We start from the raw sequence: 17,386 nt of genomic DNA on the forward strand, positions 1-17,386 counted from the left end.
GCCGGAACCGATCACCAGCCGCGGACCCGCTGCGGTGTGACGCGGATGAGTACCGAATAGTCGGCCCGGAACGCGTCGAGGGTCATCTCCAGACCCTGGATCGACGCGCCGTATTTGGAGACATACGCATCCCATTCGGCGGGGGTCGGTCCGGTGTCGTCCACGGACGCCTGCGCGGTGAACACCGCGACATCGCCGCCCTCGGTGGAGCTGTTGAAGTTCAGTGCCACCGAGGAGTTCGCGGAGATGTTGGCCAGCTTGGGCTTGTCCGGCTCGCTGAATATCAGGAATTCGTCCGACGACCACAAGAACCACACAGGGGTCGGCACCGGTGTTCCGGAGGGCTTCACGGTGGTCAACCAGATGACGTGCTCGGCGTTCAGGCGGTCACGTTGGCGCTCTGTCAGTTGCACTGTCGTAGATGTCATGAACATCACAACAATGCCCGGGGCGCCGGTTCTTCCCGAACCGGGCGCGCCGGGCGTTATGTCGTTATTTTGCGCGGGCGGGACGCCCTACGGTGCGCGGGCGGGACGGAGCTCGCGCGGCAACGCGAAGGTCAGGGTCTCCTGCGCGGTCGTCACCGATTCCACATCGCCGAAGCCGTGCTCTTTGAGGAGATCCATCACGCCGGTGACCAGGATCTCGGGGACCGAGGCACCGGAGGTGATGCCGACGGTCTGCACACCTTCGAGCCATGCCGGGTCGATGTCGCGCGCGTAGTCGACCAGGTACGACGCGCTCGCGCCTGCCTGGAGAGCCACCTCGACGAGGCGAACCGAGTTCGATGAGTTCTGTGAACCGACCACGATCACCAGGTCACAGCGGGGGGCCATGGCCTTGACGGCAACCTGCCGGTTCTGGGTGGCGTAACAGATGTCGTCGCTCGGCGGATCGTTGAGAAGCGGGAATTTCTCCCGCAACCGCGACACGGTCTGCATGGTCTCGTCGACCGACAATGTGGTCTGCGACAGCCAGATCACCTTGGACTCGTCGCGGACGGTGACGCGATCGACGCTGTCCGGCCCGTCGACGAGCTGCACATGTTCGGGTGCCTCACCGGCGGTGCCCTCGACCTCTTCGTGACCTTCGTGACCGATCAGCAGGATGTCGTAGTCGTCGCGGGCGAAGCGCTTGGCTTCCTGGTGGACCTTGGTCACCAGCGGGCACGTGGCATCGATGGTGCGCAGGTTGCGGTCGGCCGCCGATTCGTGGACCGCAGGCGAAACCCCGTGCGCCGAGAACACCACGAGAGCACCCTCGGGCACCTCGTCGGTCTCGTCAACGAAGACCGCGCCGCGGTCTGTCAGTGTCTCCACCACATGCCGGTTGTGGACGATCTCCTTACGCACATACACCGGGGCGCCGTGCTTTTCGAGCGCTTTCTCCACTGTCTCGACAGCGCGATCGACGCCCGCACAGTAGCCACGGGGCTCAGCGAGCAGGATTTTCTTGCCTGACGGGGTGTTTTCGGCCGAACTCATGACGTTCAGCGTACGGGTAATCCGACCCTACTAGTGGTCACGGCCTGCAGCATGAGGCAGAGTATGGACATGATCCGACCACCTTATGCCGCAAGGGTCGCTGCCGGGGTAGTTGTCACTGTGCTCGAAGAGACACGCAAATTGCCGACCACAGCGATCACTCTTCCGATGACCGCTCTGAGTGAGACGTTGCAGGCGGTGATGCGCTTTCAGCAGGGCATCGCCGAAATGGCCATCAAGGGCGATGAGGTCTTCGAGTCCCTGCTCGGTCACGCCGAAGACGAGCCGGAATGGGCCACCTTCGATGAAGACGAGGACGACTTCGTCCTGCCCACCACAAGTCGTCCGGTGACTCCGGCCACAACCACCGAATCCGGCTCCCCGGATCCCGTCGAAGCCGACAAAAACGACACGGAGTCCGCAGCGGCGCCGTCGGGGTCGGGCCGGTTCGCGTTGTACAGCTCGGCTCCCGACCTCGATTCCGAGGATCCGGCGCCGACGACGACGAGCGCGAACGGTGACGCGCCCGAGATCGTCGAGGCCCTCGATTACGACTCGCTGACGCTGGCCCAGTTGCGGGCCAAGCTCCGCACCGTCGGCCTCGATGAACTCAAGGAACTGGCCGCGTACGAGAAGTCCACACGGGCCCGGGCACCGTTCGTCACCATGCTCGACAACCGTGTGACCGCGGCGAGCAAGTAGCCTTCCCACGTGAGCAATACGCCCGAATCGGCGTGGCCGGTACGGACGATCAACACCAAGATCGCCGACTGGCTACACAAACTGGGACAGGTCTGGGTCGAAGGTCAGCTGACCCAGATCAACCGCCGCCCCGGTACCCGCACCGCTTTCCTGACGCTGCGTGATCCCGCAGCGGACATCTCCATCCAGGTCACCTGTAGCCCCGATCTGCTGACCCGCGCACCGGTCCCCCTGACCGAAGGGGCCCGCGTCGTGGTCCTCGGCAAGCCGATGTTCTACACCGGGCGGGGCACGGTGTCGTTGCGGGTCACCGAGATCCGGCCGATCGGCATCGGCGAACTCCTCGCCCGAATCGAACGGCTTCGCCGGCTGCTGGCCGCCGAAGGACTGTTCGACGTCGCGCGCAAACGACCGCTGCCCTTTTTGCCCGGCACCATCGGGCTCATCACCGGACGCGCAAGCGCGGCAGAACGCGACATCATCTCGGTCGCACAAAAACGTTGGCCTGCAGTACGTTTCGAGATCCGCAACGCCCCCGTGCAGGGTCCGACAGCGGTCCCGGCAATTCTGCGACACCTGGCCGAACTCGACGCCGATCCCGACGTCGACGTCATCATCCTGGCCCGCGGCGGCGGCAGCGTCGAAGATCTGCTGCCCTTCTCCGACGAGGCTCTGTGCCGTGCCGTCGCCCAGGTCACCACCGCGGTGGTCAGCGCGATCGGGCACGAGCCCGACTCCCCCGTTCTCGACCTGGTGGCAGACCTGCGGGCGGCAACGCCCACCGACGCCGCCAAGCGCGTGGTCCCCGACGTCGCCGTCGAACTCGCGACCGTTCGCGATCTGCGCGCGAGAAGCGCCGGGGCACTGCGCAACTGGGTCACCACCCAAGTTCGCGGGCTCGACTCGTTGCGCGGCCGCCCGGTGCTGGCCCAGCCCTACCGCATCGTCGACGACCGGATCGACGAGATCGAACGCGCGGCCCGCGACATCCGCCGCGACGTCGGTCGACTCGTCGCCGGAGAGGAACAGCGGATCGAACACCTCACGGCGCGCCTGTCCACCCTCGGCCCCGCACAGACGCTGGCCCGCGGATACGCCGTCGTGCAACGCGTACCCGGGGCCGCCAGCAGTTCGGACGAGAATCCCCACGTGGTCACATCGGTGGACGACATGCCGATCGGTACCCAACTGCGGGTACGGGTCGCCGACGGTGCCACCCGCGCCGCGGTGATGGGCGTCGAAAAACCACGACGCGGCTGAAGACCGACAACGGGACCCGACCGGACGCGAGTACCCCAGACCAACCCAACACCTCCACGCACCAGCACCCGCCGGATACCCGACCCCGGCGTCCCGGCACGGACAAGAAGGAAGACAGTGGCAACGACGAACGACGCCGACAGCAATGAGCGGCCGATCAGCGAACTGGGTTACGAACAGGCCCGGGACGAGCTGATCGTGGTGGTCCGCACCCTGGAACAGGGCGGCCTCGATCTCGACGAATCGCTGGAACTGTGGGAACGCGGCGAGGCCTTGTCCCGGCGATGTGAGGAACATCTCGAAGGCGCCCGAAAGCGCATCGAAGCGGTCCTCGGAACCGACGACGACAGTGAATTCGAGGACGATACCGACGACGACCTCGACGATGAGGCCTGAGATCTGAAATCGAGGCGCAGGCGTCCACCGGTGGCCCTCGCCCGTTTATGACCATCGGGGGCGCCCTGCAATACTCGGGTGGTGGCCGCAAAACCCCGGATTCTGACCAACAACAAAGACATGATCTGGTCTTTGATCCCTTTGTTGTTGCTCTGCCTGTTCGTCGCGGGGGTCTCCGGGAATTGTTCTGTCGGCCTGACCGGCGGCGCGGGCGACGACAAGGTCCCCGCCTACGACGTGGACAGCGGATTGAAGGCAGACGCCCGCACTTCGACGTTCCCGATCCGGTTGCCGCAGACACCCGCGGACTGGAAGCCCAACAGCGGCAGCACAGTCGCCCTCGAAGACACCACCGTCTCCAACGCCGGATACATCACGTCCAACGGCGTCTACATCCAGCTGAGCCAGACCGGCGCCACCAAAGACGCCCTGGTCGGGCAGCTGTCCGGCGACGAAACACTGCTCGGCGCGGGCACCCGCGACATCGGTGGATCGCAGTGGGCGGTCTACAGCAAGCCCGAGGGCGGACGGTCGGTATGGGTGACCGACCTCGGTGACGTACGGATCGGTCTGATGGCGAACAAGGCCAAGGAACCTGATTTCACCACCCTGGCCGAAGCGGTCCTCGCGGTTTCACCACTACCGGCCTCGAGCGCCGGCGCACAGGTTCTGCCCACGAAATAAGCGGAAGCCATTGTCGGATAACGATTGTTAGGGATCTTACATTCGTCTTGCCGCTGAGAGCGATGTCACCCGCAGACTATAAGCTCTGCCCATGGCAATGTTCCTGTATCGACTCGGGCGGTTCTCTTTTCGGCACAAATGGTGGGTGATCATCAGCTGGATCGTGCTGGCCGCATTGGTGGTCACGCTGGTCAGCGCATTGAATCCGAAGTTCTCCAAAGATTTTGAGCTACCGGGCACCGACTCGGACAAAGCGATGTCGTTGATGGAAAAGAACTTCCCCGCGATCAACGCAGAGCAATCCGAGTCGTCGACCAGTGTGCTCGTCGCCGCGAACGACGGCCTGGCGGCCCACACCGACACCATCGATCAGCTGGTCGCCAAGCTCAAGACGCTGCCAGATATCACCACGCCCGATGAGGTGGCCAACCCGCTGACCGTCGCAGATCTGGACCCGGCGCTGGCGGCGTCCGTGCTGGGCGACAACAACACCATCGGTCTGATCCAGGTTCCCCAGACCATCAACCCGCAAGATCTGACTGCCGACAACATGAAGCAGTTCGAAGACATCCTCTCCGAGTTCCGGGTCGGCGGCCTCGACGTCCAGGGCACCGGGTCCCTGATGCAGGTCCAGGAAGCGGGCGGCGCAGCCGAGATGCTCGGTTTCGTCATCGCCTTCTTTGTGATGATCGTGGCTTTCGGCGCAGTGGTCGCTGCGTTCATCCCCCTCATCACCGGCATCGTCAGTGTGATCATCACCATCATGCTGGTCACGCTGGGTGCCGAGTTCCTCAGCATCAACCAGAGCGCAACCGCCATCATCACGATGCTCGGGATCGCGGTGTCCATCGACTACGCGCTGTTCATCGTCTCCAGGTATCGCAGTGAACTCAATCTTGGTGGTTCGCGTGAGGCGGCGGTGGGCCGAGCGGTCGGGACGGCAGGATCTGCGGTCGTGTTCGCCGGCCTGACGGTCGTGATCGCGGTGGCGGCGCTGTCGGTGGTCGGAATCCCGTTCATCTCGCAGATGGGCCTGGCTGCGGCGTTGGCCGTGATCGTCGCGGTCCTCGGTGCCATCACATTGATTCCCGGCTTGCTTGGCGCCTTTGGCCGCTTCGCGTTCTCGCCGCCCATTCCGAAACTGCGCCATGGCGACGAACCCGAATCGCAGGAGACCAACGGGCACCGTTTTGCCAAGTTCGTGACCAGATACCCGTGGCCGATCGCAGTCATCTCGCTGCTGGCCCTGGTTGTGGTGGCGTTGCCGATGACCAAGCTGGAACTGGGCTTGTCGACAACCACCGACTCTGAGGTCGCGGCGACCACGTTGCTGCAACGCGGCTTCGGTGAGGGCATCAACGGCCCCCTCCTGGTGGTGCTGAATGACACCAAGGACGGCGACGTCAGCCCTGCCGCCGAGCAGACGGTCGCGTACATCAAAACGTTGTCCAATGTCGCCACGCCCGACCAGCTCACCTGGCGCGGCAACGGTCCGGACGCGGCCAACTCCCAGACCGGCGCGACATCAGCGCTGATCTTCGTGACCCCACAACAGTCGCCCAGCGGCCCGCAGACGCACGAACTGATGGAACAGATCCGCGACTATTCGAAAACCACTGACGCCGAAGGGGTCACGCTCAACGTCGGCGGCCAGACGGCCATCATGTCGGACATCTCGGCCAAGTTGAACACGGCGTTGATCCCGTATCTGCTCCTGGTTGTCGGTTTGGCGTTCATCATCCTGATGATCGTGTTCCGGTCCATCCTGGTCCCGCTGACCGCCACCATCGGATTCCTGTTCTCTGTGTGCGCCACCTTCGGTGCCACGGTGGCGATCTTCCAACTCGGCCATTTCGGGATCATCACCCACACCCAACCGATCATCTCGTTCCTGCCCATCTTCATGATCGGCGTGGTCTTCGGTCTGGCCATGGACTATCAGGTGTTCCTCGTGACCCGAATGCGCGAGGAGTACGTCCACGGGCTACCGGCCAAGGAAGCGGTGATCGTCGGCTACAAACACGGCGCGCGCGTGGTGTCGTCGGCCGCGGTGATCATGATCTCGGTGTTCGCGGCGTTCATGCTCGCACCGGACACCACCGCCAAGATGATGGGCTTCTCTCTGGCCGCCGCGGTGTTCTTCGACGCGTTCGTGGTGCGAATGCTGATCGTTCCGGCACTCATCACGATCATGGGCGACAAGGCCTGGTGGATGCCGGGTTGGCTCGAGAAGATCCTGCCGAATGTCGACATCGAGGGCACCGCCATCCGCGAGATCCCGATCGACTCGTCGATATCGGCGGACGGTAAACCCTTGCGGCCCACCGCCAGTACAACCAACTGATATCAGGCACCCACTCACCCCCGTCGACCACCGGTCGCCGGGGGTGAGTGCGTTCGAGGGTCGGATCCCCACCGCCGTCACGGCAATCGGTGCGCTCGGAGACCGACCGACGTCCGAACCGCCGCGCGTGCGGCTGGGATGAATGTCACCGTCTGCGGACAGGCACCGGTGCACCACCTGCAGTAACGGGCATGAAAGGATGGGTTTCAACACCAATCGCCGCGATTCAGGAGGCCATCACTATGTCAGCCGCTAACCCTAACTTTGAGGCTCCGGACCGGAACTTGGCGATGGAACTCGTGCGCGTAACCGAGGCCGCCGCACTGGCGGCCGGACGCTGGGTTGGCAAGGGCGACAAGAACGGTGGCGACAAGGCTGCGGTCGACGCGATGCGTCAGCTGCTGTCCACCGTCTCGATGCGCGGCGTGGTTGTCATCGGCGAGGGCGAAAAAGACGAAGCACCGATGCTCTACAACGGCGAAGAGGTCGGCAACGGCGAAGGCCCCGAGGTCGACGTCGCAGTCGATCCCATCGACGGCACCACCCTGATGGCCGAGGGCCGGCCCAACTCGATCGCCGTGCTCGCGGTGTCCGAGCGCGGCACAATGTACGACCCGTCGGCCGTCTTCTACATGGAGAAGATCGCTGTCGGCCCGGAAGCTGCCGGTGTCATCGACATCACCGCATCGGTGGAGTTCAACGTGCAGGCCGTGGCCAAGGCCAAGGGCATCGAGATCGCCGACCTCACCGTCGTTGTGCTCGATCGTGAACGCCACGAAGGACTGATCGGTGAGATCCGGGCCGCAGGCGCCAAGGTGCGGCTGATCTCCGACGGCGACGTTGCCGGTGCCATCTCGGCCGCACAGGCCGAGAGTTCTGTCGACATGCTCATGGGCATCGGTGGCACCCCCGAGGGCATCATCACCGCGGTTGCGATGAAGTGCATGGGCGGCGAGATCCAGGGCAAGCTGTGGCCGCGCAATGCTGCCGAGCGGCAGAAGGCACTCGACGCCGGGCACGACCTCGACCGGGTACTCAAGACAGAAGACCTCGTCAGCGGCGAGAACATGTTCTTCTGTGCCACCGGCGTCACCAACGGCGACATGCTCCGTGGCGTGAGCTACCGCGCCAACGGTGCCACCACCCGCTCGCTGGTGATGCGCTCGAAGTCGGGCACCATCCGCACCATCGAAGGCCGCCACACCCGCGCCAAGGTCGGTGAGATCTCCACCAACACCTCCAGGGCCTGACCCTTCCGCTCCAATCGTGTCTGTCCGGCGACCACACCCCGCGGTGTGGTCGCCGGATTTTTTGTGTTCGAACAACTTCGGATCTTCAATCCGCACAACCTCTGACGAGGCGCGGTGGGTCGCAGCTATACGATGCTGTGCGTGAGTAAACCAGCCTCCGCCCCAGAGTTTCTCTACTCCGATCTGCTCCCGATCGACGGCGATGACACCCCGTACCGACGGATCACCACGGAGGGGGTGTCGACGCTAGAGGTCGACGGTCAGACCTTCCTCAAGGTCGACCCGGAAGCCATCAGGAAACTGACAGCCGAGGCGATGCACGACATCAGCCACTACCTGCGTCCGGCTCACCTTGCGCAGCTACGCAAGATCATCGACGACCCCGAGTCCTCCGGAAACGACCGTTTCGTCGCACTGGACCTGCTCAAGAACGTCAACATCTCTGCAGGCGGCGTGCTGCCGATGTGCCAGGACACCGGCACCGCGATCGTGATGGGCAAGAAGAGCGAGGGTGTGCTGACCGGCGCCGACGACGCCCAGGCAATCTCCCGCGGTGTGTACGACGCCTACACCCAGCTCAACCTGCGGTATTCGCAGCTGGCACCGCTGACCACGTACGAAGAGAAGAACACCGGCTCCAATCTGCCTGCCCAGGTCGAGATCTACGCGACCGAGCAAGGCCCCAAGGGCCCCGAATACAAGTTCCTGTTCATGGCCAAAGGCGGTGGCAGCGCGAACAAGTCGTTCCTGTTCCAGGAGACCAAGGCCATCCTGAACCCCGAGGGAATGCTCAAGTTCCTCGACGAGAAGATCCGCTCGCTGGGCACCGCGGCCTGCCCGCCGTACCACTTGGCCGTCGTCATCGGCGGTACCTCGGGTGAGTTCGCGCTCAAGACCGCGAAGTACGCCTCGGCGCACTACCTGGACAATCTCCCGACGTCGGGGTCGATGTCGGCGCATGGGTTCCGGGACCTCGAACTCGAGGAAGAAGTCTTCAAACTGACCCAGTCCTTCGGGATCGGCGCACAGTTCGGTGGCAAGTACTTCTGCCATGACGTCCGCGTGGTCCGTCTCCCCCGGCACGGTGCGTCGTGTCCCGTGGCGATCGCGGTCTCGTGCTCGGCAGACCGGCAGGCGCTCGGCAAGATCACCGCCGACGGGGTGTTCCTCGAGCAACTCGAGACCGACCCGGCGAAGTACATGCCGGCCGCCGGTGTGGCCGAAGACATCTCCAGTGGCGAGGTGGTCGAGGTCGACCTCAACCGCCCGATGACCGAGATCCTCGCGCAACTCTCGCAGTATCCGGTGAAGACCCGCCTGTCGCTGACCGGTCCACTTGTGGTGGCCCGCGACATCGCCCACGCCAAGATCAAGGAACGCCTGGACGCAGGCGATCCGATGCCCGACTACCTGCGCAACCATCCGGTCTACTACGCCGGACCGGCCAAAACCCCCGAGGGCATGGCGTCGGGGTCATTCGGCCCGACCACGGCCGGCCGCATGGACAGCTACGTGGAGCAGTTCCAGGCCGCCGGTGGGTCAATGGTCATGCTGGCCAAGGGAAATCGTTCCAAACAGGTCACCAGCGCGTGTGACACCCACGGTGGTTTCTACCTCGGTTCGATCGGCGGTCCGGCCGCACGTCTGGCACTCGACTGCATCAAGAGCCAGGAGGTCATCGAATACCCTGAACTCGGCATGGAAGCTGTGTGGAAGATCGAGGTAGAGAACTTTCCGGCCTTCATCGTCGTCGACGACAAGGGCAACGACTTTTTCACCGATCCGGGCGGCGCCATCACCGTTCCACTGGGTGGCGTCAGGATCCGATCCAAGGAGCGCTGAACATGACTGAGCAGGCCTATCGCATCGAGCACGACACCATGGGTGAGGTCCGGGTTCCGGCCGACGCACTCTGGCGTGCGCAAACCCAGCGCGCGGTGGAGAACTTCCCGATCAGCCACCGTCCGTTGGAACGGACTCAGATCCGTGCGATGGGCCTGCTCAAGGCCGCCTGCGCACAGGTCAACAAAGATCTCGGTCTCCTCGACGCGGAAAAGGCCGACGCGATTGTGGCCGCCGCCAAGGAAATCGCCGACGGTCGCCACGACGACCAGTTCCCGATCGATGTGTTCCAGACCGGTTCGGGCACGAGCTCGAACATGAACGCCAACGAGGTCATCGCGTCAATCGCCAAGGCGGCCGGAGTCGAGGTCCACCCGAACGACCACGTCAACATGTCGCAGTCGTCGAATGACACCTTCCCCACCGCGACGCACGTCGCCGCCACCGAGGCTGCTGTCACCGATCTCATCCCGGCCCTGCAGCATCTGCAGAAATCGTTGGCGGAGAAGGCAACCCAGTGGCGCACCGTGGTCAAGTCCGGCCGCACCCATCTGATGGACGCGGTGCCGGTCACCCTCGGTCAAGAGTTCGGCGGGTATGCCCGCCAGATCGAGGCCGGTGTCGAGCGGGTCACCGCGACCCTGCCTCGCGTCGGTGAATTGCCCATCGGCGGCACCGCTGTCGGCACCGGCCTCAACGCACCTGCCGGATTCGGCACCAAGGTCGTCGCCGAGCTGGTCAAGCTCACCGGCGTGGACGAACTGGCCCTGGCCAAGGACAACTTCGAGGCGCAGGCCGCCCGCGATGGACTCGTCGAACTGTCGGGCGCCTTGAAGACGGTGGCGGTCTCGCTCACCAAGATCGCCAACGATGTCCGGTGGATGGGTTCGGGCCCGCTCACCGGTCTCGGCGAACTCCGGCTCCCCGATCTGCAGCCCGGCAGCTCGATCATGCCCGGCAAGGTCAACCCGGTGCTGCCGGAGGCGGTCACCCAGGTCGCCGCGCAGGTCATCGGCAACGACGCCGCCGTCACCTGGGGTGGCGGCAATGGCGCGTTCGAGCTGAACGTCTACATCCCGATGATGGCCCGCAACGTCCTCGAGTCGCTCAAGCTGCTGGCCAACGTGTCGCGGTTGTTCGCCGATCGCTGCATCGCCGGACTGGTCGCCAACGAGGACCGTCTCAAGGAACTGGCCGAGTCGTCGCCGTCGATCGTGACCCCGCTCAACAGCGCGATCGGCTACGAGGAGGCCGCCGCGGTGGCCAAGGCGGCACTCAAGGAGAAGAAGACGATCCGGCAGACCGTGATCGACCGCGGCCTGATCGGCGACAAGCTCTCCGAGGCCGAGCTCGACGAACGTCTCGATGTCCTCAAGATGGCCAACCTGGATCGCGAACGCTGACCCCACCCCGATGTTGTGCCCTTTTGGCGAGGCTGACCTGGGCTTTTGCTCGCCAAAAGGGCACATCTTCGGTTACGGTCGGTTGTGCTGATTCCGTTTCCCACCGACTGGCATACCGCGTTGGTGCTCGTGCCGCATCCGGATGATCCCGAGTACGGGGTCGCGGCGGCGGTCGCCAAGTGGACCAGTGCGGGTAAGAGCGTTTTCTACGCGCTCGCTTCCCGTGGCGAGGCCGGAATCGAGGGCATGCCACCGCAGCAGGCCGGCCCGGTCCGCGAGGCCGAGCAACGAGAATCTGCCCAGATCGTCGGTGCTCAGGCGATCGAGTTCTGGGACTTCCCCGACTCCGCCATCACCAACGATCCCGATCTGCGCCTTCGAATCGCCGAAGTGATCACCCGGGTGGGACCCGAGGTCATCGTGTCGATGTACGGCGGCCCGCAGTGGGGGCCGGGGATGCCCAACCAACGCGACCACCGGGAATTTGCTGCCGCAGTCTTGCAGACCTACGACAGTCTGGGTACCAAACCGCGGTGGCTGTTCGAGGGGAGCCCCGATGCCACCCACGCCGAAGAGGTCGACAGCGAAGCGATCGAGACCGCGGTGAGGTCACTGGCCGCACATGAGGCCTACCTCGCGACCCTCGACCCGGTCACTCCGGTGATCAACCAGGCCCGGGCCCAGACCGAAATGGCCACCGCCGCCCGCGAAGACTTCGACGAGCGCCACGCGGTCACCTTCGAACTCAAACGCAGAACCCGATGATGTGCCCTTTTGGCGGCCCCCACCTGGGGAACCGTTCGCCATAAGGGCACATCATCGGGGTGGGTCAGGCCAGGCCGATATCGATGATCGGCTGACGGGCCGGGTCGAGCCACTGGACGATCTGCTTCATCACGTCACGATCGATCGCAACGCAGCCCCACGTGGGCTCTTCGTTGGTGACGTGCAGAAAGATCCCGGACGCGTAACCATCGACCCGCTGCGGATTGTGGGCGATGTTGACGACGTAGTCGTAGACCTCTCCGGTGGCGAGGATGTTCTCGCTGTCACCGCCGGGATTCTCGACCTGCCGAACGTGCGTGTTGTAGGTGGGTGATCCGGGAAGGGCGTCCCACCAATCCTGCTCATCTGCCTGGAAGTACGGCATCTTGGTGCCGGGATCGGGTTGGTTACCGAAGGCCTGGTCCAGGGCGAAAACACCCATGGGCGTCCGCCACACGCTGTCACGAGGGATGCCGATGCCTTCGGCGCCGAGATCGGCCCGGGTCGGTTCGACGACCTGGATCCACATACCGGCTTCGTCCCGTTCCCAGGCGGTCAGCGTGGCGACGGTGTCGTAGATGGATTCCGAGGTCACCTTGATCATCTGGGTCGACAGCGGGAACGACTCCGGGGTGTACACCTCATCGGCCTGTGCCGATGAGGGCACCACCATTGCGGAGACAACTACACACACGGCAGCCAGTGACACCACTGACCCCATCAACCTCTTTGACAACTTCAGCACCTGCTGATTATGCCAACTCGTAAGCCAAAGCACGTATCGGTGCGATCACGGGACTGCACTAATCTGGTCACTGCCGACCCGACGCGCACTCCGCTCCCGGGGCCGGCACCGATGAAGAGAGTTCGAGGGTATTCATGCCGCTTGCCGTGGGCACCATTTTTGCCGGTTACACAATCGAGCGCCTACTGGGCGCCGGTGGCATGGGTGAGGTGTATCTGGCCAAGCATCCCCGGCTGCCACGGTCGGATGCCCTCAAGATCCTGCCCGCCTCCCTGCCCGGATCCAGTGCCGCGTCCGACGAGAACTACCGGCGCAGGTTCGTGCGCGAGGCCGATCTGTCGGCAAAGCTCTGGCATCCGAACATCGTGGCAGTACACGACCGTGGCGAGTACATGGGTCAACTGTGGATCAGCCAGGACTACGTTCCGGGCACCGACGGTGCCGAACTCCTGGCCATCTACCCGACCGGCGTCCGCCCGACGCTTTGCCTGCAGATCATCACCGAGGTGTCCGCGGCACTCGACTACGCCCACGGCCAAGGGCTGCTGCACCGCGACGTCAAACCCGGCAACATCATGCTCACCGACGCAACACCGCACCGGGTCATGCTCACCGACTTCGGCATCGCCCGTTCACTGGCAGATGTCGGCGACCTGACCACCACCGGGGTATCGGTCGGCACAGTCGCCTACTCCGCGCCCGAACAACTCCGTGGTCTACCGGTGGACGCACGCGCCGACGTCTACGCCCTCGGATGTACCGCGGTCGCGTTGCTCACCGGCGCTCCTCCCGGATCCGGCCGCGAGCTCCCGGCCGGTGTCGCGCCGGTCATCGACCGGGCCCTGGCCCCTGCGCCCGCGGACCGCTATCCCAGCTGCGGGCAGTTCGCCCACGAACTGGCGGCCGCACTGAACCTGCCGGATGCGCCGCCCGTCGAGACGTCTGCACCCGACCCACACGCCTCACACCAGGCGCCTACGCTCCTGGGGTTGCCCTCGGTCGCACCGCGCACGCAGACCGGACCACCACAGGAACCCGAACGGCAGGCCTCCAGCTCTCGCACTCCCCCACCCACGCAGCACTACACGGCCGCGCCGCCTGCCCCGCAACCACCGCACCATCCGCCGCCGCCCAGTGGTTCCCGTACCCGGACACCCTGGATCGTCGGCGGCATCGCAGCCATCGTCGTACTCGCCCTGGCAGTGATTGCCACAGCCGTGTTCTGGCCCGACGACAACACCGATGCGGCAGGCACCGCCGCAGCCACCGCGAACACCACAACCGAGACCGTCACGGCCACCGCGCAGGTCCCGCCGACACAGCAGACCCCGCCGACCGATGTCTCGGCGACCGCCGAGACGGTGACCCCGACCAACTCCGCCGATCTCGGACTCTCGGTGCCGATCAGCACACCCGCGTGCGACGGCACCGCGATCATTGTGGTCGCCAACGCCACCAACCCCAGGACATACCGAGACGAGATCGCGCGAGCTCTCGACAACAATCCCGGCGCGCAGTACCTGCGCACCGATCAGTCGTGCCCGTCCCTGCGCCCCAATGATGACAACGGCAAGGCCATCTATGCCGCCTATGTTGTTGTCGGGCAAGGTAAATCGGCACTATGCAACGCATTGCCCGACTACCCCGCCAACCGGTACGGCAAACTCCTCGACACCGTGAGCGACCCGGATACCAACGTCAAGCGGAACGATTGCTGAGCCTCACCGGCCTGTAAGGCCCTACACCCCAACCGTTTTCGCGCTGCCCACCAACTACCACCGGTGGACAGCGCGAAACAGATAGACGACACGGCCCGCTCGCTACGCTCCCGGCGCTGCGCCTGACTTCGCCCGCTCGCTACGCTCCCGGCGCGCTGCGCCTGACTTCGCCCGCTCGCTACGCTCCCGGCGCGAATTCCTCCAGCATCTCGGTGACCAGCGCCGCAATCGGCGACCGCTCACTGCGGGTCAACGTCACATGCGCGAAAAGCGGGTGGCCCTTGAGCTTTTCGATCACCGCAGCGACACCGTCATGCCTGCCGACCCGCAGATTGTCGCGCTGTGCGACGTCGTGGGTGAGCACCACCCGCGAACCCGATCCGAGGCGGGACAGCACCGTCAGCAACACGTTGCGCTCCAACGACTGCGCCTCGTCGACGATGACAAACGAATCATGGAGTGAGCGACCCCGAATATGGGTCAGGGGAAGCACTTCGAGCATGCCGCGGCTGAGAACCTCTTCGATCACCTCGGTGGATGCCAGCCCTTCGAGAGTGTCGAACACCGCTTGCGCCCACGGTCCCATCTTCTCCGACTCACTGCCGGGCAGATAGCCGAGGTTTTGTCCGCCGACGGCATAGAGGGGGCGGAACACGACAACCTTGCGCTGGGTACGCCGTTCGAGCACCGCTTCGAGGCCGGCACACAAGGCCAACGCGGACTTGCCGGTACCCGCTTTGCCACCCATCGAGACGATACCGACACTGTCGTCGAGGAGAAGATCCAGCGCCACCCGTTGTTCGGCGCTGCGCCCACGCAACCCGAACACCTCGCGATCACCGCGCACCAACTGCACCTGCTTCTGCGGGTTCACCCGTCCCAGCGCGCTGGAGTTGTTGCCGAGCAATCGGATCCCGGTGTGGCAGGGCAGATCCCGTGCGGTGTCGAGGTCGACCACACCTTCGGCGAACAACGTGTCGATCACTGACGAATCGACGTCGACCTCGGTCATCCCGTTCCAGCCCGAGGCCACCACATCCTGAGCGTGGTATTCGTCGGCGGCCAGGCCCACCGCGCCGGCCTTGACACGCAGTGGGGTGTCCTTGGACACCAGGACAACGTCTCTGCCCTCGGCCCGCAGATTCAAGGCGCAGGCCAGGATTCGGGAATCGTTGCTGTCCGTGCGGAACCCGGCAGGCAGGACCGCCGGATCGGTGTGGTTGAGCTCGACCTGCATGGTGCCACCGACAGTGCCGATGGGGATCGGTTGATCGAGGCGCCCGAACTCCAGCCGCAGATCGTCGAGCATGCGCAATGCTTCGCGAGCGAACCAGCCCAGTTCGTGGTGGTGGCGTTTGCCTTCCAATTCACTGATGACAACCAGCGGAAGAATCACATGGTTCTCAGCGAAACGTGTTGCCGCCCAGGGGTCGGACAACAGCACGGAAGTATCGATGACATACGTACGGGCGTCGCGTGCGGTCACGAAGGGCTCCTCGGTCTGGGTGGCACCACTCAGACGTGTGTTGCGGCCGGTCCGGTTCTGGTTTCAGCGGCTAGGTGCAGCTGTCACGAGGACCGGGGCCGGTCCCCTCGTACTCACATAAGCAAGTCAACGATCGAACCTCCCGGACGAACCGCTTCCCCGCGGCCCGTCAAACGTCAAAGTACGCCCAACCCGGCGTGTCGGCGCGGTGGAGGCACCCCGTGTCCGTGAATAATCGGTTAACTGTTCCGCTGGCGGATCAGTCGAGATTCTGCGCCTCGCCCACCCCGGGCACCACCGCCCGAGAACCCAAAAACCCCGCTCCACCGCAGCTGTGGCTGCGTGCAGAGCGGGGTTTGGTGAAACCAGATGAACCGCGTACTTACCGGCCGGCGGCGGCCAGGACACGCTGACGTGCGACCTCGCTGGTCTCGTCGAGACCGTCGAGAGACTGCAGCTTGAGATCGTCGACCAGAGCGGTGGCGACGAACTTCACGGCATCGGCGTTGAACGGTGCGATGGGCTCGAGGTCACCGAAGTCGTTGATGTCGGCACCGATCAGTTCGAGCTCGGTCAGCGCACGGTCAACCGACTTGATCAGTTCGGTCACATTGGCATCGACGCCGGCGTTGAGGAAGTTGGTGAAGGTCTTCGCCTGAACGCGGTCGTCATGCACGATCTTCTCGACGATCCCCTTCAGCACGTCACTGTCGGACGCCTCGAGGAGCTTCTCGCCGAACGACACACACTGCAGCTCATGCACCGCGAGCAGTGCCAACACGTCGAGGATCTCGTAATCGGTCACCGACGCGGGCGTCTGCAACTTGCCCTTGGTCATGTGGTGCAGCCGCAGGGTCTCGGCAGCTTCCGGATCCATCAGCCGCGACACCACGAGGTAGTCGCGCAGCGCGATCGCATGACGATTGTCTTCGGCGGTCCAGGTTCCGATGACCTGCTGCCACGCACCGAAGATGGACGCCTTCTGCGCCATCAAACGGTGGTAGGACGGCATGTTGTCCTTGGTGAGAAGCAAAGCCAGCACCGCTTTGACCACATCGGCAGGCAGCGGGGACGGCTGGTTGGGATCGAAGTCCTCGCCACCCAAGAACGCGAAGTTCTTGCCCTCGGCCCACGGCACGAAATCGTGCGGGTTCCATGCCACTGCCGCTGCGTTGTGCTCTTCCATGATTTCCGGAATCGCCTTTTCCAAGGCGTAGAGCAGTTCGTCCTGGGTCAAATCATTCACCCAGACAGCCTAGAGGTCGACCCGCGATATGCGAAACCAATCGCCCGAACACCGAACCCAC

15 protein-coding genes are annotated in these 17,386 nt (G+C 64.4%); 10 read left to right on the forward strand and 5 right to left on the reverse strand.

The window, feature by feature from the left end; all coding sequences use genetic code 11:
* Positions 1 to 11: 11 nt before the first annotated feature.
* Positions 12 to 428 carry a TIGR03667 family PPOX class F420-dependent oxidoreductase gene (locus tag AC1D75_RS24475; protein WP_495517935.1) on the reverse strand — a complete coding sequence of 139 codons (417 nt, stop codon included), beginning with the start codon at positions 426 to 428 and terminating at the stop codon, positions 12 to 14.
* Positions 429 to 515: 87 nt separating this feature from the next.
* On the reverse strand, positions 516 to 1,484 hold the full coding sequence (locus AC1D75_RS24480; RefSeq protein ID WP_495517936.1) for a 4-hydroxy-3-methylbut-2-enyl diphosphate reductase: 969 nt from the start codon (positions 1,482 to 1,484) through the stop codon (positions 516 to 518).
* Between the two features lie 69 nt (positions 1,485 to 1,553).
* Between AC1D75_RS24480 and AC1D75_RS24485 the strand changes: the two genes are divergently transcribed.
* The 9 genes from AC1D75_RS24485 to AC1D75_RS24525 all read left to right on the forward strand — a co-directional run bounded on the left by AC1D75_RS24485 (position 1,554) and on the right by AC1D75_RS24525 (position 12,130).
* Complete coding sequence (locus tag AC1D75_RS24485; protein WP_495517937.1) at positions 1,554 to 2,186, forward strand: lipid droplet-associated protein; 633 nt, start codon at positions 1,554 to 1,556, stop codon at positions 2,184 to 2,186.
* A gap of 9 nt (positions 2,187 to 2,195) precedes the next feature.
* Entirely contained in the window at positions 2,196 to 3,446 is a 1,251-nt protein-coding gene (gene xseA / locus AC1D75_RS24490; protein ID WP_495517938.1) for an exodeoxyribonuclease VII large subunit, read from the forward strand.
* Positions 3,447 to 3,563: 117 nt separating this feature from the next.
* Entirely contained in the window at positions 3,564 to 3,842 is a 279-nt protein-coding gene (locus AC1D75_RS24495) for an exodeoxyribonuclease VII small subunit (protein ID WP_495517939.1), read from the forward strand.
* An 81-nt stretch (positions 3,843 to 3,923) separates the two neighbouring features.
* Positions 3,924 to 4,526 (forward strand): DUF4245 domain-containing protein, encoded by a 603-nt coding sequence (locus AC1D75_RS24500; protein ID WP_495517940.1) that lies wholly within the window; start codon positions 3,924 to 3,926, stop codon positions 4,524 to 4,526.
* A gap of 91 nt (positions 4,527 to 4,617) precedes the next feature.
* On the forward strand, positions 4,618 to 6,870 hold the full coding sequence (locus AC1D75_RS24505; protein WP_495517941.1) for an MMPL family transporter: 2,253 nt from the start codon (positions 4,618 to 4,620) through the stop codon (positions 6,868 to 6,870).
* A gap of 290 nt (positions 6,871 to 7,160) precedes the next feature.
* Positions 7,161 to 8,120 carry a class II fructose-bisphosphatase gene (glpX, locus tag AC1D75_RS24510; RefSeq protein WP_495517942.1) on the forward strand — a complete coding sequence of 320 codons (960 nt, stop codon included), beginning with the start codon at positions 7,161 to 7,163 and terminating at the stop codon, positions 8,118 to 8,120.
* Between the two features lie 132 nt (positions 8,121 to 8,252).
* The gene (locus AC1D75_RS24515; protein ID WP_495518402.1) at positions 8,253 to 9,962 is read left to right on the forward strand and encodes a fumarate hydratase; all 1,710 of its coding nucleotides are present in this window, start codon (positions 8,253 to 8,255) and stop codon (positions 9,960 to 9,962) included.
* Between the two features lie 2 nt (positions 9,963 to 9,964).
* Positions 9,965 to 11,365 (forward strand): class II fumarate hydratase, encoded by a 1,401-nt coding sequence (locus AC1D75_RS24520; protein ID WP_495517943.1) that lies wholly within the window; start codon positions 9,965 to 9,967, stop codon positions 11,363 to 11,365.
* Between the two features lie 84 nt (positions 11,366 to 11,449).
* Entirely contained in the window at positions 11,450 to 12,130 is a 681-nt protein-coding gene (locus tag AC1D75_RS24525) for a PIG-L deacetylase family protein (RefSeq protein WP_495517944.1), read from the forward strand.
* Between the two features lie 64 nt (positions 12,131 to 12,194).
* Here AC1D75_RS24525 and AC1D75_RS24530 read toward each other — a convergent pair whose 3' ends face one another.
* On the reverse strand, positions 12,195 to 12,803 hold the full coding sequence (locus tag AC1D75_RS24530; RefSeq protein ID WP_495518403.1) for a L,D-transpeptidase family protein: 609 nt from the start codon (positions 12,801 to 12,803) through the stop codon (positions 12,195 to 12,197).
* A 206-nt stretch (positions 12,804 to 13,009) separates the two neighbouring features.
* Here AC1D75_RS24530 and AC1D75_RS24535 point away from each other — a divergent pair, with 206 nt between their 5' ends.
* Positions 13,010 to 14,593, forward strand: a complete 1,584-nt coding sequence (locus AC1D75_RS24535; protein WP_495517945.1) for a serine/threonine-protein kinase — start codon at positions 13,010 to 13,012, stop codon at positions 14,591 to 14,593.
* A gap of 178 nt (positions 14,594 to 14,771) precedes the next feature.
* Here AC1D75_RS24535 and phoH2 read toward each other — a convergent pair whose 3' ends face one another.
* Both phoH2 and AC1D75_RS24545 read right to left on the reverse strand, forming a co-directional pair.
* On the reverse strand, positions 14,772 to 16,079 hold the full coding sequence (gene phoH2 / locus AC1D75_RS24540; RefSeq protein WP_495517946.1) for an RNA 5'-3' helicase PhoH2: 1,308 nt from the start codon (positions 16,077 to 16,079) through the stop codon (positions 14,772 to 14,774).
* Between the two features lie 382 nt (positions 16,080 to 16,461).
* Positions 16,462 to 17,325, reverse strand: coding sequence for an acyl-ACP desaturase (locus AC1D75_RS24545; protein WP_495517947.1), 864 nt, complete (start codon positions 17,323 to 17,325; stop codon positions 16,462 to 16,464).
* Between the last annotated feature and the right edge of the window lie 61 nt (positions 17,326 to 17,386).

The organism is Williamsia sp. Y712 (assembly GCF_059445525.1).